Annotated in this window: 21 protein-coding genes and 5 tRNA genes; 8 read left to right on the top strand and 18 right to left on the bottom strand. The window is 72.3% G+C overall.

The genetic code is table 11. From position 1 onward, the window contains the following. Nucleotides 1-2: 2 nt before the first annotated feature. The 11 genes from secF to pgsA all read right to left on the bottom strand — a co-directional run bounded on the left by secF (nucleotide 3) and on the right by pgsA (nucleotide 10,544). The gene (gene secF / locus CFT82_RS01240; protein WP_088817283.1) at nucleotides 3-1,265 is read right to left on the bottom strand and encodes a protein translocase subunit SecF; all 1,263 of its coding nucleotides are present in this window, start codon (nucleotides 1,263-1,265) and stop codon (nucleotides 3-5) included. Next, nucleotides 1,265-3,145: a protein translocase subunit SecD gene (secD, locus tag CFT82_RS01245; protein WP_088817284.1), complete on the bottom strand. Its 1,881-nt coding sequence runs from the start codon at nucleotides 3,143-3,145 to the stop codon at nucleotides 1,265-1,267. Before secD ends, secF begins: the two co-directional genes overlap by 1 nt. Before the next feature lie 103 nt (nucleotides 3,146-3,248). Continuing rightward, nucleotides 3,249-4,316 (bottom strand): Holliday junction branch migration DNA helicase RuvB, encoded by a 1,068-nt coding sequence (gene ruvB, locus CFT82_RS01250; protein ID WP_088817285.1) that lies wholly within the window; start codon nucleotides 4,314-4,316, stop codon nucleotides 3,249-3,251. Further along, nucleotides 4,313-4,948 (bottom strand): Holliday junction branch migration protein RuvA, encoded by a 636-nt coding sequence (gene ruvA, locus CFT82_RS01255; protein ID WP_088817286.1) that lies wholly within the window; start codon nucleotides 4,946-4,948, stop codon nucleotides 4,313-4,315. The genes ruvB and ruvA overlap by 4 nt, the downstream gene beginning before the upstream one ends. Beyond that, nucleotides 4,945-5,574: a crossover junction endodeoxyribonuclease RuvC gene (locus CFT82_RS01260; RefSeq protein WP_088817287.1), complete on the bottom strand. Its 630-nt coding sequence runs from the start codon at nucleotides 5,572-5,574 to the stop codon at nucleotides 4,945-4,947. The genes ruvA and CFT82_RS01260 overlap by 4 nt, the downstream gene beginning before the upstream one ends. A 4-nt stretch (nucleotides 5,575-5,578) precedes the next feature. Then, a complete protein-coding gene (locus CFT82_RS01265; protein WP_088817288.1) occupies nucleotides 5,579-6,337 on the bottom strand; it encodes a YebC/PmpR family DNA-binding transcriptional regulator in 759 nt (252 codons plus the stop codon). A gap of 89 nt (nucleotides 6,338-6,426) precedes the next feature. Further along, nucleotides 6,427-7,068 carry a pyridoxal 5'-phosphate synthase glutaminase subunit PdxT gene (gene pdxT, locus CFT82_RS01270; RefSeq protein WP_088817289.1) on the bottom strand — a complete coding sequence of 214 codons (642 nt, stop codon included), beginning with the start codon at nucleotides 7,066-7,068 and terminating at the stop codon, nucleotides 6,427-6,429. After that, complete coding sequence (gene pdxS, locus CFT82_RS01275) at nucleotides 7,065-7,961, bottom strand: pyridoxal 5'-phosphate synthase lyase subunit PdxS (RefSeq protein WP_088817290.1); 897 nt, start codon at nucleotides 7,959-7,961, stop codon at nucleotides 7,065-7,067. Before pdxS ends, pdxT begins: the two co-directional genes overlap by 4 nt. Before the next feature lie 92 nt (nucleotides 7,962-8,053). Continuing rightward, a complete protein-coding gene (locus tag CFT82_RS01280) occupies nucleotides 8,054-8,668 on the bottom strand; it encodes a hypothetical protein (protein ID WP_143469445.1) in 615 nt (204 codons plus the stop codon). Then, complete coding sequence (locus CFT82_RS01285; RefSeq protein ID WP_088817292.1) at nucleotides 8,665-9,912, bottom strand: glycosyltransferase family 4 protein; 1,248 nt, start codon at nucleotides 9,910-9,912, stop codon at nucleotides 8,665-8,667. The genes CFT82_RS01280 and CFT82_RS01285 overlap by 4 nt, the downstream gene beginning before the upstream one ends. Beyond that, nucleotides 9,909-10,544: a phosphatidylinositol phosphate synthase gene (gene pgsA / locus CFT82_RS01290; protein WP_088817293.1), complete on the bottom strand. Its 636-nt coding sequence runs from the start codon at nucleotides 10,542-10,544 to the stop codon at nucleotides 9,909-9,911. The genes CFT82_RS01285 and pgsA overlap by 4 nt, the downstream gene beginning before the upstream one ends. 193 nt (nucleotides 10,545-10,737) lie before the next feature. On the opposite strand from pgsA, the gene CFT82_RS01295 reads away from it, so the two are divergent. Beyond that, a complete protein-coding gene (locus CFT82_RS01295) occupies nucleotides 10,738-11,001 on the top strand; it encodes a GlsB/YeaQ/YmgE family stress response membrane protein (protein ID WP_088817294.1) in 264 nt (87 codons plus the stop codon). A gap of 100 nt (nucleotides 11,002-11,101) precedes the next feature. Here CFT82_RS01295 and CFT82_RS01300 read toward each other — a convergent pair whose 3' ends face one another. After that, entirely contained in the window at nucleotides 11,102-11,653 is a 552-nt protein-coding gene (locus tag CFT82_RS01300; RefSeq protein WP_088817295.1) for an HIT family protein, read from the bottom strand. A 355-nt stretch (nucleotides 11,654-12,008) separates the two neighbouring features. Here CFT82_RS01300 and CFT82_RS01305 point away from each other — a divergent pair, with 355 nt between their 5' ends. Together CFT82_RS01305 and CFT82_RS01310 are read left to right on the top strand one after the other, a co-directional pair. Beyond that, the gene (locus CFT82_RS01305) at nucleotides 12,009-12,494 is read left to right on the top strand and encodes a C40 family peptidase (protein ID WP_088817296.1); all 486 of its coding nucleotides are present in this window, start codon (nucleotides 12,009-12,011) and stop codon (nucleotides 12,492-12,494) included. A 342-nt stretch (nucleotides 12,495-12,836) separates the two neighbouring features. Next, complete coding sequence (locus CFT82_RS01310; RefSeq protein ID WP_088817297.1) at nucleotides 12,837-13,316, top strand: C40 family peptidase; 480 nt, start codon at nucleotides 12,837-12,839, stop codon at nucleotides 13,314-13,316. A gap of 96 nt (nucleotides 13,317-13,412) precedes the next feature. On the opposite strand, the gene thrS is transcribed toward CFT82_RS01310, so the two are convergent. The 4 genes from thrS to CFT82_RS01330 all read right to left on the bottom strand — a co-directional run bounded on the left by thrS (nucleotide 13,413) and on the right by CFT82_RS01330 (nucleotide 17,182). Beyond that, a complete protein-coding gene (gene thrS, locus CFT82_RS01315) occupies nucleotides 13,413-15,395 on the bottom strand; it encodes a threonine--tRNA ligase (protein ID WP_088817298.1) in 1,983 nt (660 codons plus the stop codon). Between the two features lie 206 nt (nucleotides 15,396-15,601). Further along, nucleotides 15,602-15,675 (bottom strand) — tRNA-Val (locus CFT82_RS01320). A 92-nt stretch (nucleotides 15,676-15,767) separates the two neighbouring features. Then, nucleotides 15,768-16,241: a TIGR02611 family protein gene (locus CFT82_RS01325; protein WP_088817299.1), complete on the bottom strand. Its 474-nt coding sequence runs from the start codon at nucleotides 16,239-16,241 to the stop codon at nucleotides 15,768-15,770. Continuing rightward, the gene (locus tag CFT82_RS01330; protein WP_088817300.1) at nucleotides 16,238-17,182 is read right to left on the bottom strand and encodes an aminotransferase class IV; all 945 of its coding nucleotides are present in this window, start codon (nucleotides 17,180-17,182) and stop codon (nucleotides 16,238-16,240) included. The genes CFT82_RS01325 and CFT82_RS01330 overlap by 4 nt, the downstream gene beginning before the upstream one ends. Before the next feature lie 69 nt (nucleotides 17,183-17,251). Between CFT82_RS01330 and CFT82_RS01335 the strand changes: the two genes are divergently transcribed. The 5 genes from CFT82_RS01335 to CFT82_RS01355 all read left to right on the top strand — a co-directional run bounded on the left by CFT82_RS01335 (nucleotide 17,252) and on the right by CFT82_RS01355 (nucleotide 18,648). After that, entirely contained in the window at nucleotides 17,252-18,082 is an 831-nt protein-coding gene (locus tag CFT82_RS01335; protein ID WP_088817301.1) for a thioesterase family protein, read from the top strand. A gap of 157 nt (nucleotides 18,083-18,239) precedes the next feature. Next, nucleotides 18,240-18,312, top strand: a tRNA-Gly gene (locus CFT82_RS01340). Between the two features lie 22 nt (nucleotides 18,313-18,334). Beyond that, nucleotides 18,335-18,405 (top strand) — tRNA-Cys (locus CFT82_RS01345). 45 nt (nucleotides 18,406-18,450) lie between these two features. Further along, nucleotides 18,451-18,525 (top strand) — tRNA-Val (locus CFT82_RS01350). Nucleotides 18,526-18,572: 47 nt separating this feature from the next. After that, a tRNA-Gly gene (locus CFT82_RS01355) sits at nucleotides 18,573-18,648 on the top strand. Nucleotides 18,649-18,701: 53 nt separating this feature from the next. On the opposite strand, the gene CFT82_RS01360 is transcribed toward CFT82_RS01355, so the two are convergent. Next, on the bottom strand, nucleotides 18,702-19,907 hold the full coding sequence (locus CFT82_RS01360) for a serine/threonine-protein kinase (protein WP_088817302.1): 1,206 nt from the start codon (nucleotides 19,905-19,907) through the stop codon (nucleotides 18,702-18,704). After that, nucleotides 19,904-20,572, bottom strand: coding sequence for an RNA polymerase sigma factor (locus CFT82_RS01365; protein ID WP_088817303.1), 669 nt, complete (start codon nucleotides 20,570-20,572; stop codon nucleotides 19,904-19,906). Before CFT82_RS01365 ends, CFT82_RS01360 begins: the two co-directional genes overlap by 4 nt. Nucleotides 20,573-20,602: the final 30 nt, after the last annotated feature.

The raw sequence follows: 20,602 nt of genomic DNA on the forward strand, positions 1-20,602 counted from the left end.
ACTCACTGCCCGGCCCACGACGCGGGGTGACGCTCCCGCCCCCCGGCAGCGATGGTACGACCTGCCCCGACGACCTCGTCGGTGAGATCACGCCCGCGGCCCGGGCGCTCCTGCTCGGCGGCGGCCTGCTCCCCGGCCGACTCCGGGACCGGGATGGCCTGGGTGGCGTCCGAGACCGCACCGGCGGGGTGCGCCCCACCGGCAGGGGCCTGCGAGCCGCCGACCTCCTCGGCGTCCTGCCGACGACGCTCCAGGATCGCCGCCGCGCGGGCGCGCTGGCGCTGGCGCACCTCGACGTCGTGCGCCTGCACCTCCGGCTCCCGCTGGCGCAGGGCCACGAGCACGGGGGTGGCGATGAAGATCGAGGAGAAGGTCCCCACGGCCATGCCGATGAACAGGGCCAGGCTCAGGTCGAGCAGTGTGCCGGCCCCCAGCTTGGCGAAACCGACCACGAGGATCGCCCCGACCGGCAGCAGCGCCACGACCGAGGTGTTGATCGACCGGATGAGGGTCTGGTTCATGGCCATGTTCGCGGCCTGGGCGAAGGTCTTCGTGTGGTGGGCCCGGGCGTCCTCGGTGTTCTCCCGCACCTTGTCGAAGACCACGACGGTGTCGTACAGGGAGTAGCCGAGGATGGTCAGGAAGCCGATCACGGACGCCGGGGAGACCTCGAACCCGGCCAGTGCGTAGGCACCGACGGTGAAGATCATGTCGTGGAAGAGCGCGACCATGGCCGCCAGCGCCATCTTCCACGTCCGGAAGTAGAGGGCCAGCAGCACCGAGACGAGGCTCAGGAAGACGACCAGGGCGGTCAGGGCCTTCTTGCTGACGGCCTCGCCCCAGGACGGGCCGACCAGGGAGGCCGCGACGTCCTTCTCCGGCACGTCGAACTCCTGGGCCACCGCCTTCCGGGCGCTGTCCAGAGCGGTGGTGCCCTCCTCCAGCGCGCTGGTCTGGATCCGGACGGTGTCCCCACCGATGACGCTGGAGCGGACGGTGTCACCCCCCGCGCCGGCACTCTCCAGGGCGCGCTGGGCGGCCGCCTCGTAGCCCGAGCTGTCCTCGACCCCGGCCACGCGGAAGTCCGAGCCACCGGTGAACTCCAGACCCAGGTTGATGCCCCGCCCGAAGAGGCCGACGAGGCTCAGCAGGATGAGCCCCAACGAGACGAGGTACCAGATCTTCTGCCGGCCGATGAAGTCGAACTGGCGGCGCCCGGTGTACAGGTCGTTGCCGAGCCGCGCGAACGCGTTCGTGCCGATCATCAGGCGGTCACCTCCGAGGTGGTGGCGGTGGCTCCCGCCGGCTCCGGGTCGCGGAAGCGGCCACGACCCACGTAGGTGCTGCGGCGCGCCCCGAGGCTCTCGGGGTTCATGCCGGACAGGGGGTGCCCGTCGCCGAAGAAGCGGGTCTGGGCCAGCAGGGTCACCACAGGGTGGGTGAAGAGCATCACGACGACGAGGTCGATGAGCGTGGTGAGGCCGAGCATGAACGCGAAGGCCTTCACGTTGGCCTCGCTCATGAGGTACAGGATCACGGCCGCCAGCAGGTTGACCGCGTCGGAGACGAGGATGGTCCGCTTGGCGCGGGCCCACCCGGTCTCGACGGCGTTGCGCAGCGGCCGCCCCTCACGCACCTCGTCGCGGATGCGCTCGAAGTAGACGATGAACGAGTCGGCGGTGACACCGATGGCCACGATGAGGCCGGTGATGCCCGCCATCGTGAGGCGCAGGTTGTAGGCCCACCCCAGGAGCACGACGCACAGGTAGGCCAGCAGCCCGGCCAGCGCGAGCGAGGCCAGCGTGACCAGGCCCAGCGCCCGGTACTGGAAGAGGGAGTAGACGGCCACCAGGACCAGGCCGATGACACCGGCCCAGATGCCCCAGCGCAGCTGCTCGTCGCCGAGGGTGGGGCTGATCTGCTCCGAGGACTGGAGGTTGAAGCTGAAGGGCAGGGCGCCGAACTTCAGCTGGTCGGCCAGGGCCTCCCCCTCCTCGGGGGTGAAGGCGCCGGTGATCTGGGCCTCGCCGTTGGTGATCGCCTGGTTCATGCCCGGGGCGCTGATGACCTCGCCGTCGAGCAGCATGGCGAAGCGGTTGAGCGGGGAGTCCTTCGGCTCGGCCACCATCTGGGCGGACAGGTCGGCGAAGATGTCGGAACCGGCCTCGTCGAGCTCGAGGCTCACGGCGGTGCGGCCGGTCGGGGCGCCCTGCTGGCCCATCTCGGGGCCGGAGGAGGCGTCGGTGATGGCCGAACCCGCGATGCGGGTCGGACCGAGCACGTACTTCTCGTGGCCCTGCGAGCTGCAGGTCACGACGAACTCGTCGTCACCGGCCTGCTGGGCCTTCTCCCGCGCGGCCTGGTCGGTGCAGTCGAGGGACTCCATCTCCTCCAGGACGGCCGGGGGCACGGTGATGTCCTTGGCCTCCTTGTCCACCGGAGCCTTGGTCCCCTGCGTGGAGCTGGACTTCTCGGCGGACTTCGAGGACTTGTCGGAGCTGGAGGAGGTCCCCGAGCCGGACGACGGGGAGGACTCCGACGTCTTCTTCCCGGAGCTGCTGGTGGAGGAGTCCGGGGTGGACTGCGCGGGCCACACTCCCTCGGCGCTCGTGGCCTTGCTCGAGGGCTCCTTGCCGGAGGACGAGGTCGTGGCCGAGCTCTGGTCCGAGCCCTCCCCGGAGTCCTTCTTCCCCCCCTCCTCGTCGGCACCGAAGCCGGGGAGGGTGTCGGTCTGACCTGCTCCGGAGACCGGCTCGGCCGCCAGGACCTCACGGAAGGTCATCTGCGAGGAGGCCTGCAGGGACTCCAGGACCGCCGGGTCCGGGGTGCCGGGCATGGCCACCGAGATGTTCGTGCCGCCGAGGGTGGAGACCTCGGCCTCGGCCACGCCGGAGCCGTCCACGCGCTGGCGGATGATGTCGACCGCCTGGTCCACCTGCCCGGAGGTGACCTCCCGGCCCTGGACCTCGGGCTCGAGGATGATCTGCTGACCGCCCTCGAGGTCCAGCCCCAGCAGGGGGGTGAGCTGTGCACGCGGGTTGCCGGCCAGGTGGGCCGCCCCCAGTCCGCCGACGAGGAGCATCAGCAGCAGGACAAGGGTCAGCAGGGTGTTCACGGCCTTCGCCCGCTGGGTGCGCATGTTCATCGCGCCACCCCCGGGAGGACTCGTTCGCCACACAGCGGCATCGGCGTACCTCGGATCTTGGTTGATGACAGCCGACAGGGCTGGGCCGGCAGCTCGGTGGAGTCTAGGCGAGGGGCGGTTGCTGACCGAACCGACCCGCGGGCGAGGAGGGAGGCTCCTCCCCGAGGTGCTGCCAGGCGGCCGGGGTGGCCGCCCGGCCCCGCGGGGTGCGCACCATGAAGCCCTCCCGCACGAGATAGGGCTCGGCCACGGTCTCCACCGTGTCGGCCTCCTCCCCCACGGCGACGGCCAGCGTCGTGAGCCCGACCGGTCCGCCGTCGAAGCGATGGCACAGCGCCTCCAGCACCGCCCGGTCGAGCCGGTCCAGCCCCACCAGGTCGACGTCGAAGAGCGCGAGGGCCTCCTGCGCGGCCTCCCGGGTGATCCGGTGGTGGCCGTGCACCTGGGACCAGTCGCGCACCCGGCGGAGCAGCCGGTTGGCGATGCGCGGGGTGCCGCGGGAACGTCCGGCGATCTCCCGGATGCCGTCGGCGTCGCTCTCCACCCCCAGCAGGGTGGCGTTGCGCGCCAGGATGCTCGCCAGGTCGCCGGCGGTGTAGTAGTCGAGGTGCCCGGTGAAGCCGAAGCGGTCCCGCAGCGGGGCCGGCAGCAGCCCGGAGCGCGTGGTGGCCCCGACGACGGTGAAGGGCGGCAGCTCCAGCGGGATGGCCGTCGCCCCGGGCCCCTTGCCGACGACGACGTCGACGCGGAAGTCCTCCATGGCCAGGTAGAGCATCTCCTCGGCCGCCCGGGACATGCGGTGGATCTCGTCGAGGAAGAGCACCTCGCCCTCCGCCAGGGAGGAGAGGATCGCCGCTAGGTCGCCGGCGTGCTGGATCGCCGGCCCGGAGGTGATCCGCAGCGGAGCCCCCATCTCGCCGGCGATGATCATGGCGAGCGTCGTCTTGCCCAGGCCGGGCGGGCCGGAGAGCAGGACGTGGTCGGCGGGCGCACCCCGTCGACGAGCGGCCTCGAGCACCAGGGAGAGCTGGTCCCGGACCCGGTCCTGGCCGGCGAGGTCCGCCAGGCGCTTCGGGCGCAGGGCGGCGTCCGCCGCGCCCTCTCCCTCGCCGGCGACCGGGTCGACCAGCCGGGGGGCCTCCTCGCCCGACAGGTCCCAGGGGTCGCTCACGGGGCCACCTCCCGCAGCGCCTCACGGAGCAGCTCGGGCAGGGACGGCAGCTCGGCGGGGGTGTCGTCGGCGTGCCGGGCCACGACAGCGTCGGTCGCCCGGCCGGCCACCGCCGCGCTCCAGCCGAGCCCCTCCAGCGCCTCGGTGACCTGAGCCGCCCAGGCCGGTCCGTCGGCCGGCGCCGCCGGGGCCGGGCCGGCCTCGGGGCCCTCGGCGAGCTCCTCCTCGGGGAGCGCGGGGAGCTTCCCGGCCAGCTCGAGGACCAGGCGCTGCGCGCCCTTCTTCCCGATGCCCGGGACCTTCGTGAGCGCCGCGACGTCCTCGCCGGCCACCGCGGCGGCGAGCCGGCCGGGGGTGAAGACGGAGACCAGGGCCAACGCCAGGCGTGGCCCCACCCCGGAGACGCCCTGGACGGTCTCGAAGACCTCCCGGACGTCCTCGGTGAGGAATCCGTACAGGGTGAGGGAGTCCTCGCGGACCACGAGCGAGGTCGCCAGGCGGACCTCCTGCCCGGTGCGCACCTCGGCCGGCAGCTGGGCGGGGACCAGGACCCGCAGCCCGACTCCCCCGGTCTCCACGACGAGGTGGTCCAGCCCCACGTGGGCCACCCGCCCGCTCAACGACGCGATCATCGACTCCTCCTCGTGCTCTGACGGGCCCGCCGTTCGGCCTCCGCCCACCGCTCCGCCGCCCGCTGCCGGGCCGGCGCCTGCGCGGCCACCGCATCGTCCCACCCGGCACCGACAGGGCGGCCGGTCCCGGCCGCCGCGTCGAGCCGGCGCTGTCCCCCACCCCGCCAGATCTGCGCGATGCCCACGGCCAACGCGTCGGCGGCGTCCGCCGGGCGGGGTGGGCTGTCCAGCGCCAGGATGCGGGTCACCATCGCGGTGACCTGGGCCTTGTCGGCCCGCCCGTTGCCGCAGACCGCGGCCTTCACCTCGCTCGGGGTGTGGGTGCCCACCTCGACGCCCGCCCGGGCGGCGGCCACCAGTGCCAGGCCGCTGGCCTGCACCGTGCCCATGATGGTGCTGACGTCCGAGCGGGCGAAGATCCGCTCGACCGCCACCGCGTCCGGCCCGTGCTCGGCGATCCAGGCCTCGATCCGCTGCGAGACCGCCAGCAGCCGCTGCTCCAGCGGGACCTCCGGCGCCGTCCGCACGACGTCGACAGCCACCATGCGCAGGGTGCCTCCGCGCCGCCCCTCGACCACGCCCAGACCGCAGCGGGTCAGGCCGGGGTCGACGCCGAGCACCCGCACGCGATCAGTCGTCCTGGTCCAGCTCGGCGAGCACCTCGTCCGGCACCTCGGCCGCGGCGTAGACCTCCTGGACGTCGTCGCAGTCCTCGAGGGCGTCGATGATCTGGAACATCTTCCGCGCACCGTCGGCATCGAGCACCAGCGGGGTGATCGGCAGCATCTTCACGTCGGCCGAGTCGTAGTCCACCTCGGCGGCCTGCAGCGCGGTCCGCACCTCGACCATGTCGGAGGGCTCGGTCGTCACCTCGAAGGCCTCCCCGATGTCGGTGAGCTCCTCGGCCCCGGCCTCGAGCACGATCTCCAGGATCTCGTCCTCGGTGTGCTCCCCCTTGGGCACCACGATGACGCCCTTGCGCTGGAAGTTGAAACCCACCGAGCCGGAGTCGGCCATCTGGCCCCCGTTGCGGGAGAGCGCCGTGCGCACTTCCATGACCGCACGGTTCTTGTTGTCGCTGAGGCACTCGATGATCAGGCCGACACCGCCCGGGGCGTAGCCCTCGTAGGTGAGGGCCTGGTACTCGGCGCCACCGGCCTCGGCGCCGGAGCCGCGCTTCACCGCACGGTCGATGTTGTCGTTGGGCACCGAGCTCTTCTTCGCCTTCTGGATGGCGTCGTAGAGGGTCGGGTTGCCGGCCGGGTCACCGCCGCCCATGCGCGCGGCGACCTCGATGTTCTTCACGAGCTTGGCGAACAGCTTGCCGCGCTTGGCGTCGATCGCCGCCTTCTTGTGCTTGGTGGTTGCCCACTTGGAGTGACCGGCCACGGTGCTCCTTCTCTCGTCGTCTGGCTGATGTCAGGGGCCGCAGGTGCTCCTGCGGCGGGTTCGTCGCGCTGTGTCGCGGGTTCTCGATGCTATCGAGCCGCGTCGCGCACCATCTCGACGAAGTGCTCGTGCACCCGTCGGTCCCCGGTGATCTCCGGGTGGAAGCTCGTCGCCAGCAGGTTGCCCTGGCGCACCGCCACGATCCGTCCGGCCGCCTCCCGGGTGCCCAGGTCCCGCTCGACCGAGGAGGCCGGGACGCGGGCCAGCAGCTCGACCTCGGGCGCCACCTGCTCCACCCAGGGGGCGCGGATGAACACGGCGGTCACCGGTGCCGCCCCGTCGGGGAGGAAGGACAGGCGCAGCTCGGTCTCGAAGGAGTCGACCTGCCGGCCGAAGGCGTTCCGCCGGACGGTCATGTCGATCCCACCGAAGGTCTGCTGCTCGCGGTGTCCGTCGAGCAACCGGTCGGCCAGCAGGATCATCCCGGCGCAGGATCCGTAGACGGGCAGCCCGTGGGCGATCCGTTCCCGGAGCGGTCCGGACAGGCCCTCGAGCCGTGCGAGACGGTCGATGACGGTGGACTCCCCGCCCGGCAGGACGAGCCCGTCCACCCCGGCGAGATCCTCCTCAGTGCGGACGGCCGGCGCGTCGACGCCACAGGCCTGCAGGGCGGCCGTGTGCTCACGGACGTCGCCCTGCAGGGCCAGGACGCCGACGCGCAGGGTGGTCACCAGCCGCGCTCGGCCAGGCGGTGCGGCTCCGGGATCGCGTCCACGTTGAGGCCGACCATGGCCTCGCCCAGCCCCCGGGAGACGTCGGCCACCTTGGCCGGGTCCTCGAAGTGGGTGGTGGCCTGGACGATGGCCTTGGCGCGCTCCGCCGGGTTGCCGGACTTGAAGATGCCGGAGCCCACGAACACGCCCTCGGCGCCGAGCTGCATCATCATCGCGGCGTCCGCGGGGGTGGCGATGCCGCCGGCGGTGAAGAGGACGACCGGCAGCTTCCCGGCCTCGGCGACCTCCTTGACCAGCTCGTACGGCGCCTGCAGCTCCTTGGCCGCCACGTAGAGCTCGTCCTCGGCCATCGTCTGCAGGCGACGGATCTCCGCGCGGATGGTGCGCATGTGGGTGGTGGCGTTGGAGACGTCACCGGTACCGGCCTCGCCCTTGGAGCGGATCATCGCCGCGCCCTCGGTGATGCGGCGCAGCGCCTCGCCCAGGTTGGTCGCGCCACAGACGAAGGGCACGTCGAAGGCGAACTTGTCGATGTGGTTCGCGTAGTCGGCCGGGGTCAGCACCTCGGACTCGTCGACGAAGTCGACCCCGAGGGACTGCAGCACCTGGGCCTCGACGAAGTGGCCGATGCGGGCCTTGGCCATGACCGGGATGGACACGGCCTCGATGATCCCGTCGATGAGGTCGGGGTCGCTCATGCGGGCGACGCCGCCCTGCGCACGGATGTCGGCGGGCACGCGCTCCAGGGCCATCACCGCCACGGCGCCGGCGTCCTCCGCGATACGGGCCTGCTCGGGGGTGACGACGTCCATGATGACGCCGCCCTTGAGCATCTCGGCCATGCCGCGCTTCACGCGGGCGGTGCCGGTCACGGTGTTCTGGTCGGTCACGGGAGTGCCTTTCGCTGGTCTTCTCGCTGGTCTGCGTGCTGGCCGCCCCCTCGGGGGCGGGACGGCACAGCGCCCGCTGGGAGCGCCTCAGTCTACGGCTGCTGCTCCGAGCCGGGGCGCAGGGCGGGGATGTCGTCCTCCACCTGGACCAGCTCGGGCAGGTCCCTCGCGGGCCCCAGCCCCAGCAGTCGCCCGGTGCGCCCGAGCGCCCGGCGGCGGACCCGGGCGGCCAGCTCGTTGTGGTGAACCCGGCGCCGGTGGACCCTCTCGGTGGCCAGGGCCAGCACGTCCCGGGCGTGGGCGGCCTGCCCCCCGAGGGACTCGCAGGACTCCCCCGCCCCGCCGTGACGGTCGTCGAAGGCTCGCCGCAGGGCCTCGGTGAGCTGTTCCTCGGCCTCGAGGCGCTCCGGCCCCATCGGTCCGACCCCGGAGCCCTCGGCGCGGGTCCCGGCGTCCACGGCGTCGAGCACGTCGCCCACGCAGCGCAGCACGATGACGGCGCTGGCCGGGTCGAGCCCGCCGGCCGTCGCCAGCTCCCGGGCCGCCAGGGTCCGTCGCATGAGCTCGGCGTCGAGGGCCGAGCCGCTCGCCTCGAGCTCCGCGGCGTCCTGCCGCGCCGCACCGGCCCAGTGCTCCCGACAGAGGACAGCCGCTCCGGCCAGCAGGAGCACGACCACCAGCACCATCCACCACAGCGAAGGACTCATCGCTCCATCACCACCTCGTAGACGGCCATGACCTCGCGGCCGATGACCTCCCAGTCGAATCTCGCGGCCCGCGCCCGTCCGGTCTGCCGCATCTCCTCGCGCAGGTGCGGGTCCAGGACGACCTCCTCGAGGACATCGGCGAGGTCCTCGGCGTCACCGGCCCGGAAGAGTCGCCCGGCGCCACGCAGCACCGAGCGGAAGGCGGGCAGGTCCGAGGCCACCACCGGCGCACCGGAGGCCATCGCCTCGACGATCGTCAGACCGAAGTTCTCCCCCTGCAGCTGCGGCGCCACGAAGGCCGAGACGCTGTGCAGCAGGGCCGCCTTGTCCCGCTCGCTGAGCTCTCCGACCCAGACGATGGAGTTGCGCAGCTCGGCGTGGTCCCGGGCCACCAGCTCCCGGGCATGCTCCTGCCCCGGGCCGGCGATGAACACGCGGGTGCCCGGAGAGCGCTCGATGATCCGGGGCAGCGCGCGCAGGAGCAGGCCCAGGCCCTTGCGGGACTCGCTGGACCGCCCCACGAACGCGATCGTCGGACGTCCCGGGCCCTCCTGCCAGGGCGCCCGGGGCTCGCTACGGGCCAGCCGCTTCACCCGCACCCCGTTGGGGATGACGAAGGGATCGCCCCCCAGCGTCTCCACGACGGTGGCCCGGGTCTGGGAGGAGACCGCGATCCGGGCGTCGACCGACTCGAGGGCGCTCCGCAGGACCGGCAGGATCTCGGCCAGGGCGTGCGAGGGCTTGAGCCCGCTGTGGAAGGTGGCCACCAGCGGGATCCGGCCTCCCACGCGCTGGGCGGTGATGAGCGGCAGGCTCGGGGCGACCGGCTCGTGCACGTGCACGAGGTCCGGCTCCGTGGACTGCAGCCAGGCGTCCACCACCTGCTGCGCACGTGCTCCGGCGGACACCAGGGAGACCGACCGGGCGTAGGGAACCCGGACCGTACCCGGCACGACCGTCAGGTCGATGCCCTCGGTGAGCCCCCAGAGGTCCGCGGCCACGGCATCGGCCCCCTCGTCGCCCTCGCCGGCGAGGGCGAGACGGAGCCGGGGGTGCGTCCCCTCCACCGGCGCGAGGACGCTGACCAGGTGCCCTGCGGAGCGGATGCTGCGCGCCAGCTCCCGGACGTGCGCCTGCACCGCCCCCGGCGCGTCCACCGGGTAGGGGCACACCAGGCCCACGTGTCGCTGCGGGCTGCCGTCCGGGTGCGGGACGGTCACCGTGCCCACCTGGGAGGGGGTCATGCGACGCCTCGACGCACCGCGCTGATCCGCTGGGCGACCGTGACCAGGCTGGCGAGCACCAGGACCCAGAGCGCGACGGTCAGCAGGGCCACCGGCGCCCCCAGCCCGACCAGTCCGGTGGAGACCAGGACGACGATGAGTCGCTCCGCCCGTTCGGCGAGGCCCACGTCCGCCCGGACCCCGAGACCCTCGGCCCGGGCCCGGGCATAGCTCACGAGGAATCCGAGACAGAGGGCGCTCAGGGCACCCGCCCCGAGGAGCTGGGCGTGCGCGGGAGAGATCTCCGGGCCACGCCCCTGGCCCGTCCCCACCAGGGCCCACCACACGAGGGAGCCGAGCACGGCCGCGTCCCCCACCCGGTCGCAGGTGGAGTCCAGGAAGGCGCCCCACCCCCCGCTCCGGCGCAGCTGACGGGCCATCGCACCGTCGAGGAGATCGGCGAGCACGAAGACGGTGACGACCAGGGTGCCGGTGAGGAGCTCTCCGCGGGGGAAGAACCACAGCGCGGCCAGGACGACCCCCAGGAGGCCACCGATCGTCACCGCGTCGGGCCCGACGCCGAGCCGCAGGAGGGCGCGCGCGAGGGGGTCGACGACGCGGCTGAGCAGCGGTCGGGCGTGGCGGTTGAGCATGTCCCGCGCAGCCTAGTCCGCTGCGGCCGACAGCCCGACCAGACGACCCGCAGAGCCCGTGCCGGGGAACGTGAGTCCGCTCACGAGTTGCCTCGTGAGCGAGACATCGAGGAGTCAGCGACCTACGCTCGAAGCAGTTCTGACCCCGCTGCAGCGCCTCCGCGCCGCAGCAACGACTGAAAGGAGTCCTCCAATGGGGACCATCATCGCCTGGATCATCGTCGGCGGCATCGCCGGCTGGATCGCCTCCAAGATCATGGGCACGGACGCCGCCATGGGCATCCCGGCCAACATCATCGTCGGCATCGTGGGTGCCGCCCTGCTCGGCTTCCTCGTCAGCCTCTTCACCGGTGGCGACGTGCTGGGTGAGGCCTTCAGCATCTCCTCGTTCATCGGCGCCATCGTCGGTGCCTGCCTGCTGCTCTTCATCGTGGGCAAGGTCGCTGGTCGTCGCTGACCCCAGCACTCCCCACGAGGGCCCCGTCGCAGTCGCGACGGGGCCCTCGTGCACGTCGTGGCCGTCCGGGAGGTCGGGAAGAGCCCAAGGGCGGGCCTGCTCAGGCCGCGGCGTGCTCCGGCCAGGCCGCGGCCAGCTGGGCGCGTGCGTCCTCGAGCAGCTGGGGCACCGCCTTGGTGCGGGCCACGATCGGGAAGAAGTTGGCGTCCCCCGTCCACCGCGGCACGACGTGCTGGTGGAGGTGCGCGGCCACTCCGGCACCGGCCACCTGCCCCTGGTTCATCCCGAGGTTGAAGCCGTGGCACCCGGTGACCGAGCGCAGGGTGCGCATCGCCTGCCGGGTCATGGCCGAGAACTCGGCCAGCGCGTCCCCGTCGATGTCGAGATACTCGGGGACGTGCTCGTAGGGGCAGACCAGGAGGTGTCCCGGGTTGTAGGGGAAGAGGTTCATCACCACGTAGCAGTGCTCACCCCGCGCGATCACCAGCCCGTCGGCATCGCTCCGGGCGGGAGCGGCGCAGAAGGGACAGGGCGGCTCGGCCCCACCACGGGCGGGATTGGCGTCCAGGTAGGCCATCCGGTGAGGTACCCAGAGGCGCTGGAAGGCGTCCGGCACACCGGGCAGGTCGGCGGCATCCTCAGGCAGGTCCATGCGCAGACTCTAGTGCTCCGCGTCCCTCCGGAGCACGCTGTGCCGCATCATGGTGCGGGATTCCCGGCGGCACAGAAGGCCACCCCACAGGGCATCCACCCAAGGGTTGATTTTGACGGACACATCCCCTACGTTGTGGCCTGCCCGGGCAGAAACGCCCGGGTGGCACGTTCCCGCTGAGTCCCGCCATGAACGTGTGCCTCCTGCCGACGAAAGTCGGATGGCGGGAGCGGAGTACCCAAGCAACATGACGCCCCCCTCAGGCGTCTTGGGGTGAAGCCATGTGCCCTCATGGCCGGTTCACAGGAGCCGAACCCGACAGGTCATGCTTCGTAAGCGATCCTGAGATCCCTCCATGTCGATGATCGACGTCAACACCCCTGCCCTCGACCGCCGCGCGCTCCTCACGGGCGCCGCTGCCACCGCCGGCGCCGGCGCACTGGCCCTCGGCACCGCGTCGGAGGCGAACGCCATCACCCAGTACACCCGCCGGGCGATCTACCGCAAGGCACGCGCCAAGGAAGGCCTGCCCTACGTGTACGGCGCCGAGGGCCCCTACGCCTTCGACTGCTCCGGCCTCACCCAGTGGGCGCACAAGCAGTACGGCCTGGCCCTCCCCCGCACCGCCGCACAGCAGTACCGCGCGACCCGTTCCATCTACCGCAGCTCGGCCACCCTCGGTGACCTGCTCTTCATCGGCAACTGGAGCCACGCGTCCCACGTCGGCTTCTACGTGCCATGGAACGGCCGTCACTACATCTACCACGCTCCGCGTCCGGGTCGCCGCCTGTCCTGCGACCGCATCTGGACCTGGCGCTACAAGACCCGCCGCGCCTTCTGAGCGACGGGTTCTCCTCTCCCACGAAGGATCTGACGACGGGCTCCACCTCCGGGTGGAGCCCGTCGCTGCATTCCTCCTCCCCAAGGTTGACCTGTCGGAGCGGCTCCCCTAGATTCAGCTCGCCCGCGCACCGATGCCGGGCGCCGCACCCCGCCGAGTCCCGCCAGGTGTGTGGCCAGTGAACCGACGAGAGTCGGACGGCGGGAGCGGAGTACCCGAGCAGCACGACGTCCCGGACGTCTTGGGGTGAAGCCATGGGGAAGGGTCTCTTCCGCCCCGACAGCCGGTTCACAGGAGCCGAACCCGACAGGTCATGCCCCGAGGCGATCCTGAGATCCCTCCATGTCGCTCATCGACTCCCCCTCCCTCGACCGCCGTGCCTTCCTCACCGGCGCCGCGGTGACCGCCGGTGCCGGCGCCCTCTCGGTGGCCTCCGCCGACGAGGCGGGCGCCATCACCCAGACCCGGCGCCGGCAGATCTACTACACCGCGCGCACCAAGCAGGGGCGCCCCTATGTCTACGGCGCCGCCGGCCCGAATGCCTTCGACTGCTCCGGCCTCACCCAGTGGGCGCACAAGCAGTACGGCCTGGCCCTCCCCCGCTCCGCCGCACAGCAGTTCCGGGCCACCCGGTACATCGCCCGCAGCACCGTTACCCTGGGCGACCTGCTCTTCATCGGCAACTGGACGCACGCCTCCCACGTCGGCTTCTACGTGCCGCTGAACGGGCTCAACTACATCTTCCACGCCCCGCGGCCCGGTCGCACCGTCTCGCTGGACCGCATCTGGACCTGGCGCTACACGACCCGCCGCGCCTTCTGAGCCCGGTGACCGTCGCAACCTGACGGTGAGCGTGAAGGCCCCCACCGTGACGGTGGGGGCCTTCACGCTGCTGGAGCCCCCGGGGGCAGGACGAGCTCAGACCTGGGCGCGCGTGGCGATCGCCTCGACCACCCGGTCGATGGCCTCGTCCACCGGGATGCCGTTCTCCTGCGAGCCGTCGCGGTAGCGGAAGGACACGGCACCGGCGTCCCGGTCGTCCCCGCCCACGATGAGGACGAAGGGCACCTTGGAGGTGCTGGCGTTGCGGATCTTCTTGCCGAAGCGGTCGTCGCTGGCGTCCACCTCGGTGCGGACCCCGAGTGCCCGCATCTTCGCGGTGACCTCCTCGAGATACGGAAGGAACTCCTCAGCCACCGGCACCCCGAGCACCTGGACCGGGGACAGCCACACCGGGAAGGCACCGGCGTAGTGCTCGGTGAGCACACCGATGAAACGCTCGATCGAGCCGAACTTGGCCGAGTGGATCATCACCGGCCGCTGACGGGACCCGTCGGAGGCCTGGTACTCGAGCTCGAAGCGCTCCGGCTGGTTGAAGTCGTACTGGATGGTCGACATCTGCCAGGTACGGCCGATGGCGTCCCGGGCCTGCACCGAGATCTTCGGCCCGTAGTACGCGGCCCCGCCCGGGTCCGGCACGAGCTCCAGCCCGGACTCCTCGGCCACCTCACGCAGGACGGCGGTCGCCTCCGCCCACTGCTCGTCGGTGCCGATGAACTTGTCCTTCTTGTCCCCGTCCTCGTCCCGGGTGGAGAGCTCCAGGTAGTAGTCGTCCAGCCCGAAGTCCCGCAGCAGGGAGAGCACGAAGTCCAGGAGGTGCTTCACCTCGCCGGCCGCCTGCTCCTTGGCGACGTAGGAGTGCGAGTCGTCCTGGGTGATCATCCGCACGCGGGTGAGGCCCTGGAGCACCCCGGACTTCTCGTTGCGGTACACGGTGCCGAACTCGAAGTAGCGCAGCGGCAGCTCGCGGTAGGAGCGCTGCTGGCTGCGGAAGATGAGGTTGTGCATCGGGCAGTTCATGGCCTTGACGCGATAGGCCTGCCCGTCGTCGTCGAGCTCCGGCATCATGCCCTCGGCGTAGTAGGGCAGGTGGCCGGAGGTGTGGAAGAGCTCCTCCTTGGACAGGTGCGGCGTCGTGACGTAGGAGAAGCCCTCCTCCAGGTGCCGCTGGTAGACGTAGTCCTCCATCTCCTTGCGGAGGATGGCGCCCCGGGGGTGGAAGACCGGCAGCCCGGGACCGACCTCCTCGGGGAAGCTGAAGAGGTCCAGCTGCGCACCGAGCTTGCGGTGGTCGCGGCGCTCAGCCTCCGCCAAGCGCTCCTGGTAGGCCTTGAGCTCGTCCTTGGTGGGCCACGCCGTGCCGTAGACGCGCTGCAGCTGGGGGTTCTTCTCCGACCCGCGCCAGTAGGCCGCCGCCGAGCGGGTCAGGGCGAAGCCGTTGCCGATGAGCTTGGTGCTCGGCAGGTGCGGGCCGCGGCAGAGATCACCCCAGGCCACGGTGCCGTCGCGGCGGACGTTGTCGTAGATGGTCAGCTCGGAGCCGCCCACCTCGGCCGAGGCCCCCTCGGCAGCGTCCTCGGCCGCACCGCCCTTGAGGCCCACCAGCTCGCACTTGTACGGCTCGGCGGCGAGCTCGGTGAGGGCGTCGGCGTCGGCCACCTCGCGCCGCACGAAGGTCTGCCCCTCCTTGATGATGCGCTGCATCGTCTTGGAGAGCTTCTTGAGGTCCTCGGGGGTGAAGGGCTCGGCGACGTCGAAGTCGTAGTAGAAGCCGTCGGTGATGGGCGGGCCGATGCCGAGCTTGGCCTCGGGGAACTCGGCCTGCACCGCCTGGGCCAGAACGTGGGCCGTCGAGTGGCGCAGGATGTCCAGGCCGTCGGGCTCGCTGATGAGGACGCCCTCGACGACGTCACCGTCGCCGAGCTCGCGGTACAGGTCGCGGAGCTCCCCGTTGACGCGCTGGGCCACGACGGCACGGTCGCCCTCGAACAGGTCGGTGCCGGTGGTCCCCGTCTCGGCCGTACGGTGCTCGCCGTTCACGGTCAGACTGATGGGGGCCATGGATCACTCCTGTTCGTGCAGCAGCTGGCTGCGTCGGTGTCGAGTCCGGGCAGGGCCGGGTCGGGGCGGACCACGGGGTGCGGCGCCGTGAGCGCGAGTCTACGGCGCGCCGGCGACCCCCATCACCCCCGGACCGGCAGACACCGTGGAATGCCGTGAGGCCCCACCACGGTGTGCGGTGGGGCCTCACGGGCGTCTTCCGGGAGTGGGCGCAAAGGGACTCGAACCCCTGACCTCTCGCGTGTGAAGCGAACGCTCTAACCAACTGAGCTATGCGCCCGGATGCTCATCCGGCTGCGTGCTGCAACCTGATGCGACGGGAGACTGTACCCCACCCCGGGCCCGGTTGGCGAATCTCCGGCGGCGGGGCGGTCAGCGCCGCCAGATCGGCTCGGTCGGGACCCGCCCCCAGCGCTCCAGGAGGGCCGCCCAGGAGGCGGGGAGCCCCGGCGGCTGCCCGCAGAGGAAGGCCACGCACCAGACAATCGTCGTGGCGGCCCCGAAGGTCACCGCCAGCACCCCCAGCCGCACCCCCCACTCCTGGCGTCCGAACCACCGGCCCCAGGCCGCCAACCGGCCCCGCCCCCAGTGGAGGAGGCGGGAGGCGGGCTCGAACTCGGTGGCCCAGATCAGCACCCCGGAGAAGACGATGGCCCACCCGGGGCCGGGGAAGGGCACCAGCAGCAGTCCCAGGCAAACCACCATGAGGCCCACCGCCCCCACCAGGGCCCGATAGGAGGGGCCGATCAGCGGCAGGGCGCGCAGCCGGTTGCGCCACGCCCAGTCCCGCTCGTGGAGCGGCACCGTGCGGGGGCCCTCCCACCAGTCGGCGCGGTGGGAGCTCACGGGTCCGGCGTGGCGGCGGCGTTCTCGCGGAAGAGGGCGGCCAGGCGCTGGGTGAGGGGCCCCACCTCCAGCTCGCGGTCGAAGGAGACGCCGTGCTGCGCAGAGGGTGCCTCCGGCTCGGCCAGCCCGGGCGCCGCGGTGACCGGCGACTCGGTGATCTCCACCAGCCGGGTCACGGGCTGCACGCCCCGGATCGAGCTGGTGATGAAGATCTCGTCGGCCGCGGCCAGGTCGGCCATGGGCACCTGCTCCTCACGGACGTCCATGCCGGCCTCCCGAGCCCACTCCAGCACCAGCCCCCGGGTCACGCCGGCCAACGGACCACGGTCCAGCCCGGGGGTGCGCAGCACGCCGTCGGTGACCACGAAGGTGTTCGACCCCGTCCCCTCGCAGAGGTCCCCCTCGCTCGTGGCGAAGAGGGTCTCCGAGGCGCCGAGGCGGGAGCCAGCCAGCAGCATCACCGCGTTCTCGGCATAGGAAGTGGTCTTCAGCCCGGTGATGGTCGAGTGGAGGTTCCGGCGCCAGGGCCCGACGGCCACGGTGGCCGGTCCGTCCATCCCGGGGTCCGGCTGCAGGGCCACGATGTAGGTGGGCTCGGCCTCGAAGCGCCCCGACCCGAGAGGGCCGCGACCGCCGGTCACGGTGTAGCGGAGGCGCTGCAGCGGCGGGTGCTCGCCGTGCGCGGCCAGTGAGGCCTCGAGCACGGCGTCGATGCCCTCGTCGAGGCGGGCCCGGTCCAGCGGAGCGAGTCCGATGCCGGCCAGGGAGCGGTCCATCCGGTCGTGGTGGCGGGTGCGGGCGAAGACCACGCCGTCGCGCACCTCAGCGGTCTCGAAGACCCCGTCCCCCACGGTGATGCCGTGGTCGATGGGCAGGATGGCGGCCTCCTCGGCGGCGACGAGCCGGCCGTTGACCCAGATCTGCAGCATGTTGTCGCTCATGGGCCAACTCTAGATCTCCCGGTGGGCGGGCTCCCGACGGAGCGGACCGATCCGGCCTAGCCTGCGGGCATGACTGCACTTCCCGAGCCCGCGCAGATCGTCGCCGACCTGCCCACCGACGTCGAGGCCTACTTCGTCCCGCTGGGGGAAGGCCGGTACCAGCCGACGGTCCACGTCCAGGGAGCCTGGCGCGACTGGGAGCACCATCTGGCCCCGGTCGTCGGCCTGCTCACCCACGAGATGCTCTCCCACGACCCGCGGGAGGACGTCCAGCTCTCCCGGATCACGCTCGAGGCCTACGGCGTCATGCCCGCCCTGCCCTCGCAGATCGAGGTGCGCACCGTGCGGCCGGGGCGGACGATCGAGCTGCTCGAAGCGACGATGACCATCGCCGACCGGGTGGTGGTGCGGGCCCACGCCTGGCGCATCGCGGTGGCGGACACCGCCGCCGTGGCGGGGCACGAGATCGAACACCTCCCCGCCCCGGACTCCCTGCCGGCGTGGGACGGCATGGGCGTGTGGAGCGGCGCCTTCCTGGACACGGTGGAGTTCCGCGAGGTGCCCGGCCACGGCCCGGGGCGGGGCCGCGCCTGGCTGCGCAGCACGACCCCGCTGCTGGCCGGGCAGGAGGTCTCCCCCACCGCCCAGGTGCTTGCCCTGTCCGACGTCGCCAACGGCACCGGCCCGCGGCGGGACCCGTCGGAGTGGATGTTCCCCAACGTGGAGATCACCCTCCACCTGTTCCGCCAGCCCGTGAACGGCTGGGTGGGACTCGACGGCCAGGTGGCCTGGGGCCCGACCGGCGCCGGCCTGACCTCCAGCTGGATGCACGACGAGCAGGGCCCCTTCGCCCGGATCGAGCAGTCCCTCACCGTCCGGCCGATGCCCGAGTCCCTCTGAGCCCCGGCCCGACGGCCGGCTCGCCCTGCCGCACCTTCCCCGTCACGAGCGGTGGATCGCCCCTCCGAAGGGCCCGACTTGGCACCGGGGCGGAAGTTGGTTATTGTTTCCCAGCGCCGTACGGACGAGCCCCTCACAGGGCGGGTCAGAACGGCAGGCGGACATAGCTCAGTTGGTAGAGCGCAACCTTGCCAAGGTTGAGGTCGCCGGTTCGAGCCCGGTTGTCCGCTCTGAGGTCCTCCGACCTCTGATGGTGGAGTGGCCGAGAGGCGAGGCAGCGGCCTGCAAAGCCGTATACACGGGTTCGAATCCCGTCTCCACCTCGAGGCGGCGGGATTCCTCGCTGCCACACCGGAGCGATCCGGTACGGGCGATTGGCGCAGCGGTAGCGCGCTTCCTTGACACGGAAGAGGTCACTGGTTCAAACCCAGTATCGCCCACCAGCACGATGGCGCCCCGGCCGAGAGATCGGTCGGGGCGCCGGTGCCCCGCGGACATAGCTCAGTTGGTAGAGCGCAACCTTGCCAAGGTTGAGGTCGCCGGTTCGAGCCCGGTTGTCCGCTCCAGAGAAGGCCCCGCATCCCCCAGGGAGCGGGGCCTTCTGCCTGCTCTGCCCCCGTCACTCCTCCACGCGGAGCTCGTGGGTGGCCCGCAGCGGGTCCCCTGCCTCGTCCCGTCCCTCGAGCGCGATGGTGGCGACCCCGGGGCTGCTCGGGTGGAGGGTCACCTCGGTGTCCCCCGCCCTGTACCGGCCGTCCGGCAGCACCCACACCCAGTCGTCGACGCCGGTCAGCTCGGCCCTGAAGGTGCCCGTCTGTCCGACCCGCAGGGTGTCGGGCCCCGCGACGCCCACGCTGGCGTCCCCGGTCGCCTCCGGCGGCTGCCCGTCACCGCGGACGGTCCACCCGGTGAGCCCGGCGAGGAGCACCGCCCCCACCACCGCGAACCCCGTGAGGAGCCGGTGCCGACCGCCCCTCGGCGCGGCCCGGCTCCCCCGCACGGCCGCGGCCGGAGGGGAGGGTGGCCTCGGGAAGTCCACGGCGTCCTCCATCGCCTCCACGAGGGCGGCCACCGTGGCCGGACGGTCCTCGACCGCCGGGGCCCGTCCCCAGCGCAACACCTCGTGGCTCGGGGGTGGAAGGGCCTCACCCCCGAGCCACTCGAGCAGGGCCGCCAGCGCCCAGACGTCGGCCCGGGTGTCGATGACCGCGGGGCCGTTCTCTAGCTCCGGGGGCCGGAACCCGTGGGTCCCCGCCGCCACCGTCAGCCCGCTGTTCAGGGCCAGGTCCTTGCAGAGCCCGAGATCGGCCAGGAGCAGCCGCTCGTCCGGCGCCAGCAGACCTCCCGGGTCCACGGCCCCGTCGTCGTCCCGCACCTCGCCTCCCCGCGAGGTGATGAGCACGTTGGCCGGGCTGAGATCACGGTGGACCAGCTGCTCGTCGTGCAGCTCACCGAGCGCGCTGGCGAGCTGCTGCGCCACGAGGAGGACGTCCCCGACCTCCGGGGCCCGGCCCGCGCGGCGGTGCGCCTCCACCCGCTCGGCCACGGTGCCCCGGTCGGCGTGCTCCAGCACCAGGTATGGCTGCTGCCGGTCGGTCTCCCCCAGGTCGTGGACGGTCACCACGTGGGGGCTGCGGACCTTGCGCAGGGCCCTTCCCTCGGCGATGAAGCGCTCCCTCACCTCCGGGTTGAGCGAGTGGTTCTCGGCCAGGACCTTGAGCACGACCGTTCCGTGCAGGACGGGGTCATGCGCACGGTGGACGGTCGCGAAGGACCCCGTCCCGATGACACCCTGCAGCTCGTAGCGTCCGATCCGCTCGGTCACGAGCGGTCCCCGGGAGCACGCTCGGGAGCCTGGATCCGCGCAGCCACCATGGCTCGCCCCCGGGCGATCTGGGCCTTCACCGTGCCGAGCGGCCGACCCAGCCGCTCGGCCACGTCCGCGTAGGGCAGCCCGTCGACGTCCCGGAGCACCACCGGTTCCCGGTAGAGCTCCGGCAGCTGGGCCAGCGCCTCCTGCACCGTGGCCCGGGTGGCGATCATCGAGCTCATCCGGGCGGCGGGGTGCGCCTCCTCCTCCGGCAGCGGAGCGCTCGCTCGCTGACGGCGCAGGTGGTCGGCGACCCGCCGCCGCACGATGCTGTGCACCCAGGTGGACAGCTTCGAGCCACCCCGGAAGGACGGGAGGGACTCCGCCACCGAGATGAGGACGTCCTGGCTGACGTCGTCGACGGCCGAGCCGTCCAGCAGCGAGGCCCCGACCATGCGGCGGACGGTCCCGGCGGCGTCGAGCTCCTCCACGAGCAGCTCGGTGGCCAGCGCCCCCGTGCCCTCTCGACCCGCGGCCCGGGCGAGCGCGGAGAGCAGCAGCTCGTGGACCTCCTCACCGGCCTCCGCCAGCACCCGGCGGGCCGTGGTCCCGTCCCCGTCGACCACCGCACGGTGGAGGGAGCTCACGGCGTCGTCGGCACGGGCAGGAGCGGGAGGCATGGTGCGGAGGCTACCGGCGCCCCGGCCCCG

Origin of the sequence: Kytococcus aerolatus (assembly GCF_900187395.1) — a bacterium.
GTDB classification, from domain to species: domain Bacteria; phylum Actinomycetota; class Actinomycetes; order Actinomycetales; family Dermatophilaceae; genus Kytococcus; species Kytococcus aerolatus.

What these genes read in the sequence shown, in the direction of transcription:
- secF (WP_088817283.1), bottom strand. Translation starts at nt 1,265, where the DNA reads ATGATCGGCACGAACGCGTTCGCGCGGCTCGGCAACGACCTGTACACC.
- secD (WP_088817284.1), bottom strand. Translation starts at nt 3,145, where the DNA reads ATGAACATGCGCACCCAGCGGGCGAAGGCCGTGAACACCCTGCTGACC.
- ruvA (WP_088817286.1), bottom strand. Translation starts at nt 4,948, where the DNA reads ATGATCGCGTCGTTGAGCGGGCGGGTGGCCCACGTGGGGCTGGACCAC.
- CFT82_RS01280 (WP_143469445.1), bottom strand. Translation starts at nt 8,668, where the DNA reads ATGAGTCCTTCGCTGTGGTGGATGGTGCTGGTGGTCGTGCTCCTGCTG.
- CFT82_RS01285 (WP_088817292.1), bottom strand. Translation starts at nt 9,912, where the DNA reads ATGACCCCCTCCCAGGTGGGCACGGTGACCGTCCCGCACCCGGACGGC.
- pgsA (WP_088817293.1), bottom strand. Translation starts at nt 10,544, where the DNA reads ATGCTCAACCGCCACGCCCGACCGCTGCTCAGCCGCGTCGTCGACCCC.
- CFT82_RS01295 (WP_088817294.1), top strand. Translation starts at nt 10,738, where the DNA reads ATGGGGACCATCATCGCCTGGATCATCGTCGGCGGCATCGCCGGCTGG.
- CFT82_RS01300 (WP_088817295.1), bottom strand. Translation starts at nt 11,653, where the DNA reads ATGGACCTGCCTGAGGATGCCGCCGACCTGCCCGGTGTGCCGGACGCC.
- CFT82_RS01305 (WP_088817296.1), top strand. Translation starts at nt 12,009, where the DNA reads ATGTCGATGATCGACGTCAACACCCCTGCCCTCGACCGCCGCGCGCTC.
- CFT82_RS01310 (WP_088817297.1), top strand. Translation starts at nt 12,837, where the DNA reads ATGTCGCTCATCGACTCCCCCTCCCTCGACCGCCGTGCCTTCCTCACC.
- thrS (WP_088817298.1), bottom strand. Translation starts at nt 15,395, where the DNA reads ATGGCCCCCATCAGTCTGACCGTGAACGGCGAGCACCGTACGGCCGAG.
- CFT82_RS01330 (WP_088817300.1), bottom strand. Translation starts at nt 17,182, where the DNA reads ATGAGCGACAACATGCTGCAGATCTGGGTCAACGGCCGGCTCGTCGCC.
- CFT82_RS01335 (WP_088817301.1), top strand. Translation starts at nt 17,252, where the DNA reads ATGACTGCACTTCCCGAGCCCGCGCAGATCGTCGCCGACCTGCCCACC.
- CFT82_RS01365 (WP_088817303.1), bottom strand. Translation starts at nt 20,572, where the DNA reads ATGCCTCCCGCTCCTGCCCGTGCCGACGACGCCGTGAGCTCCCTCCAC.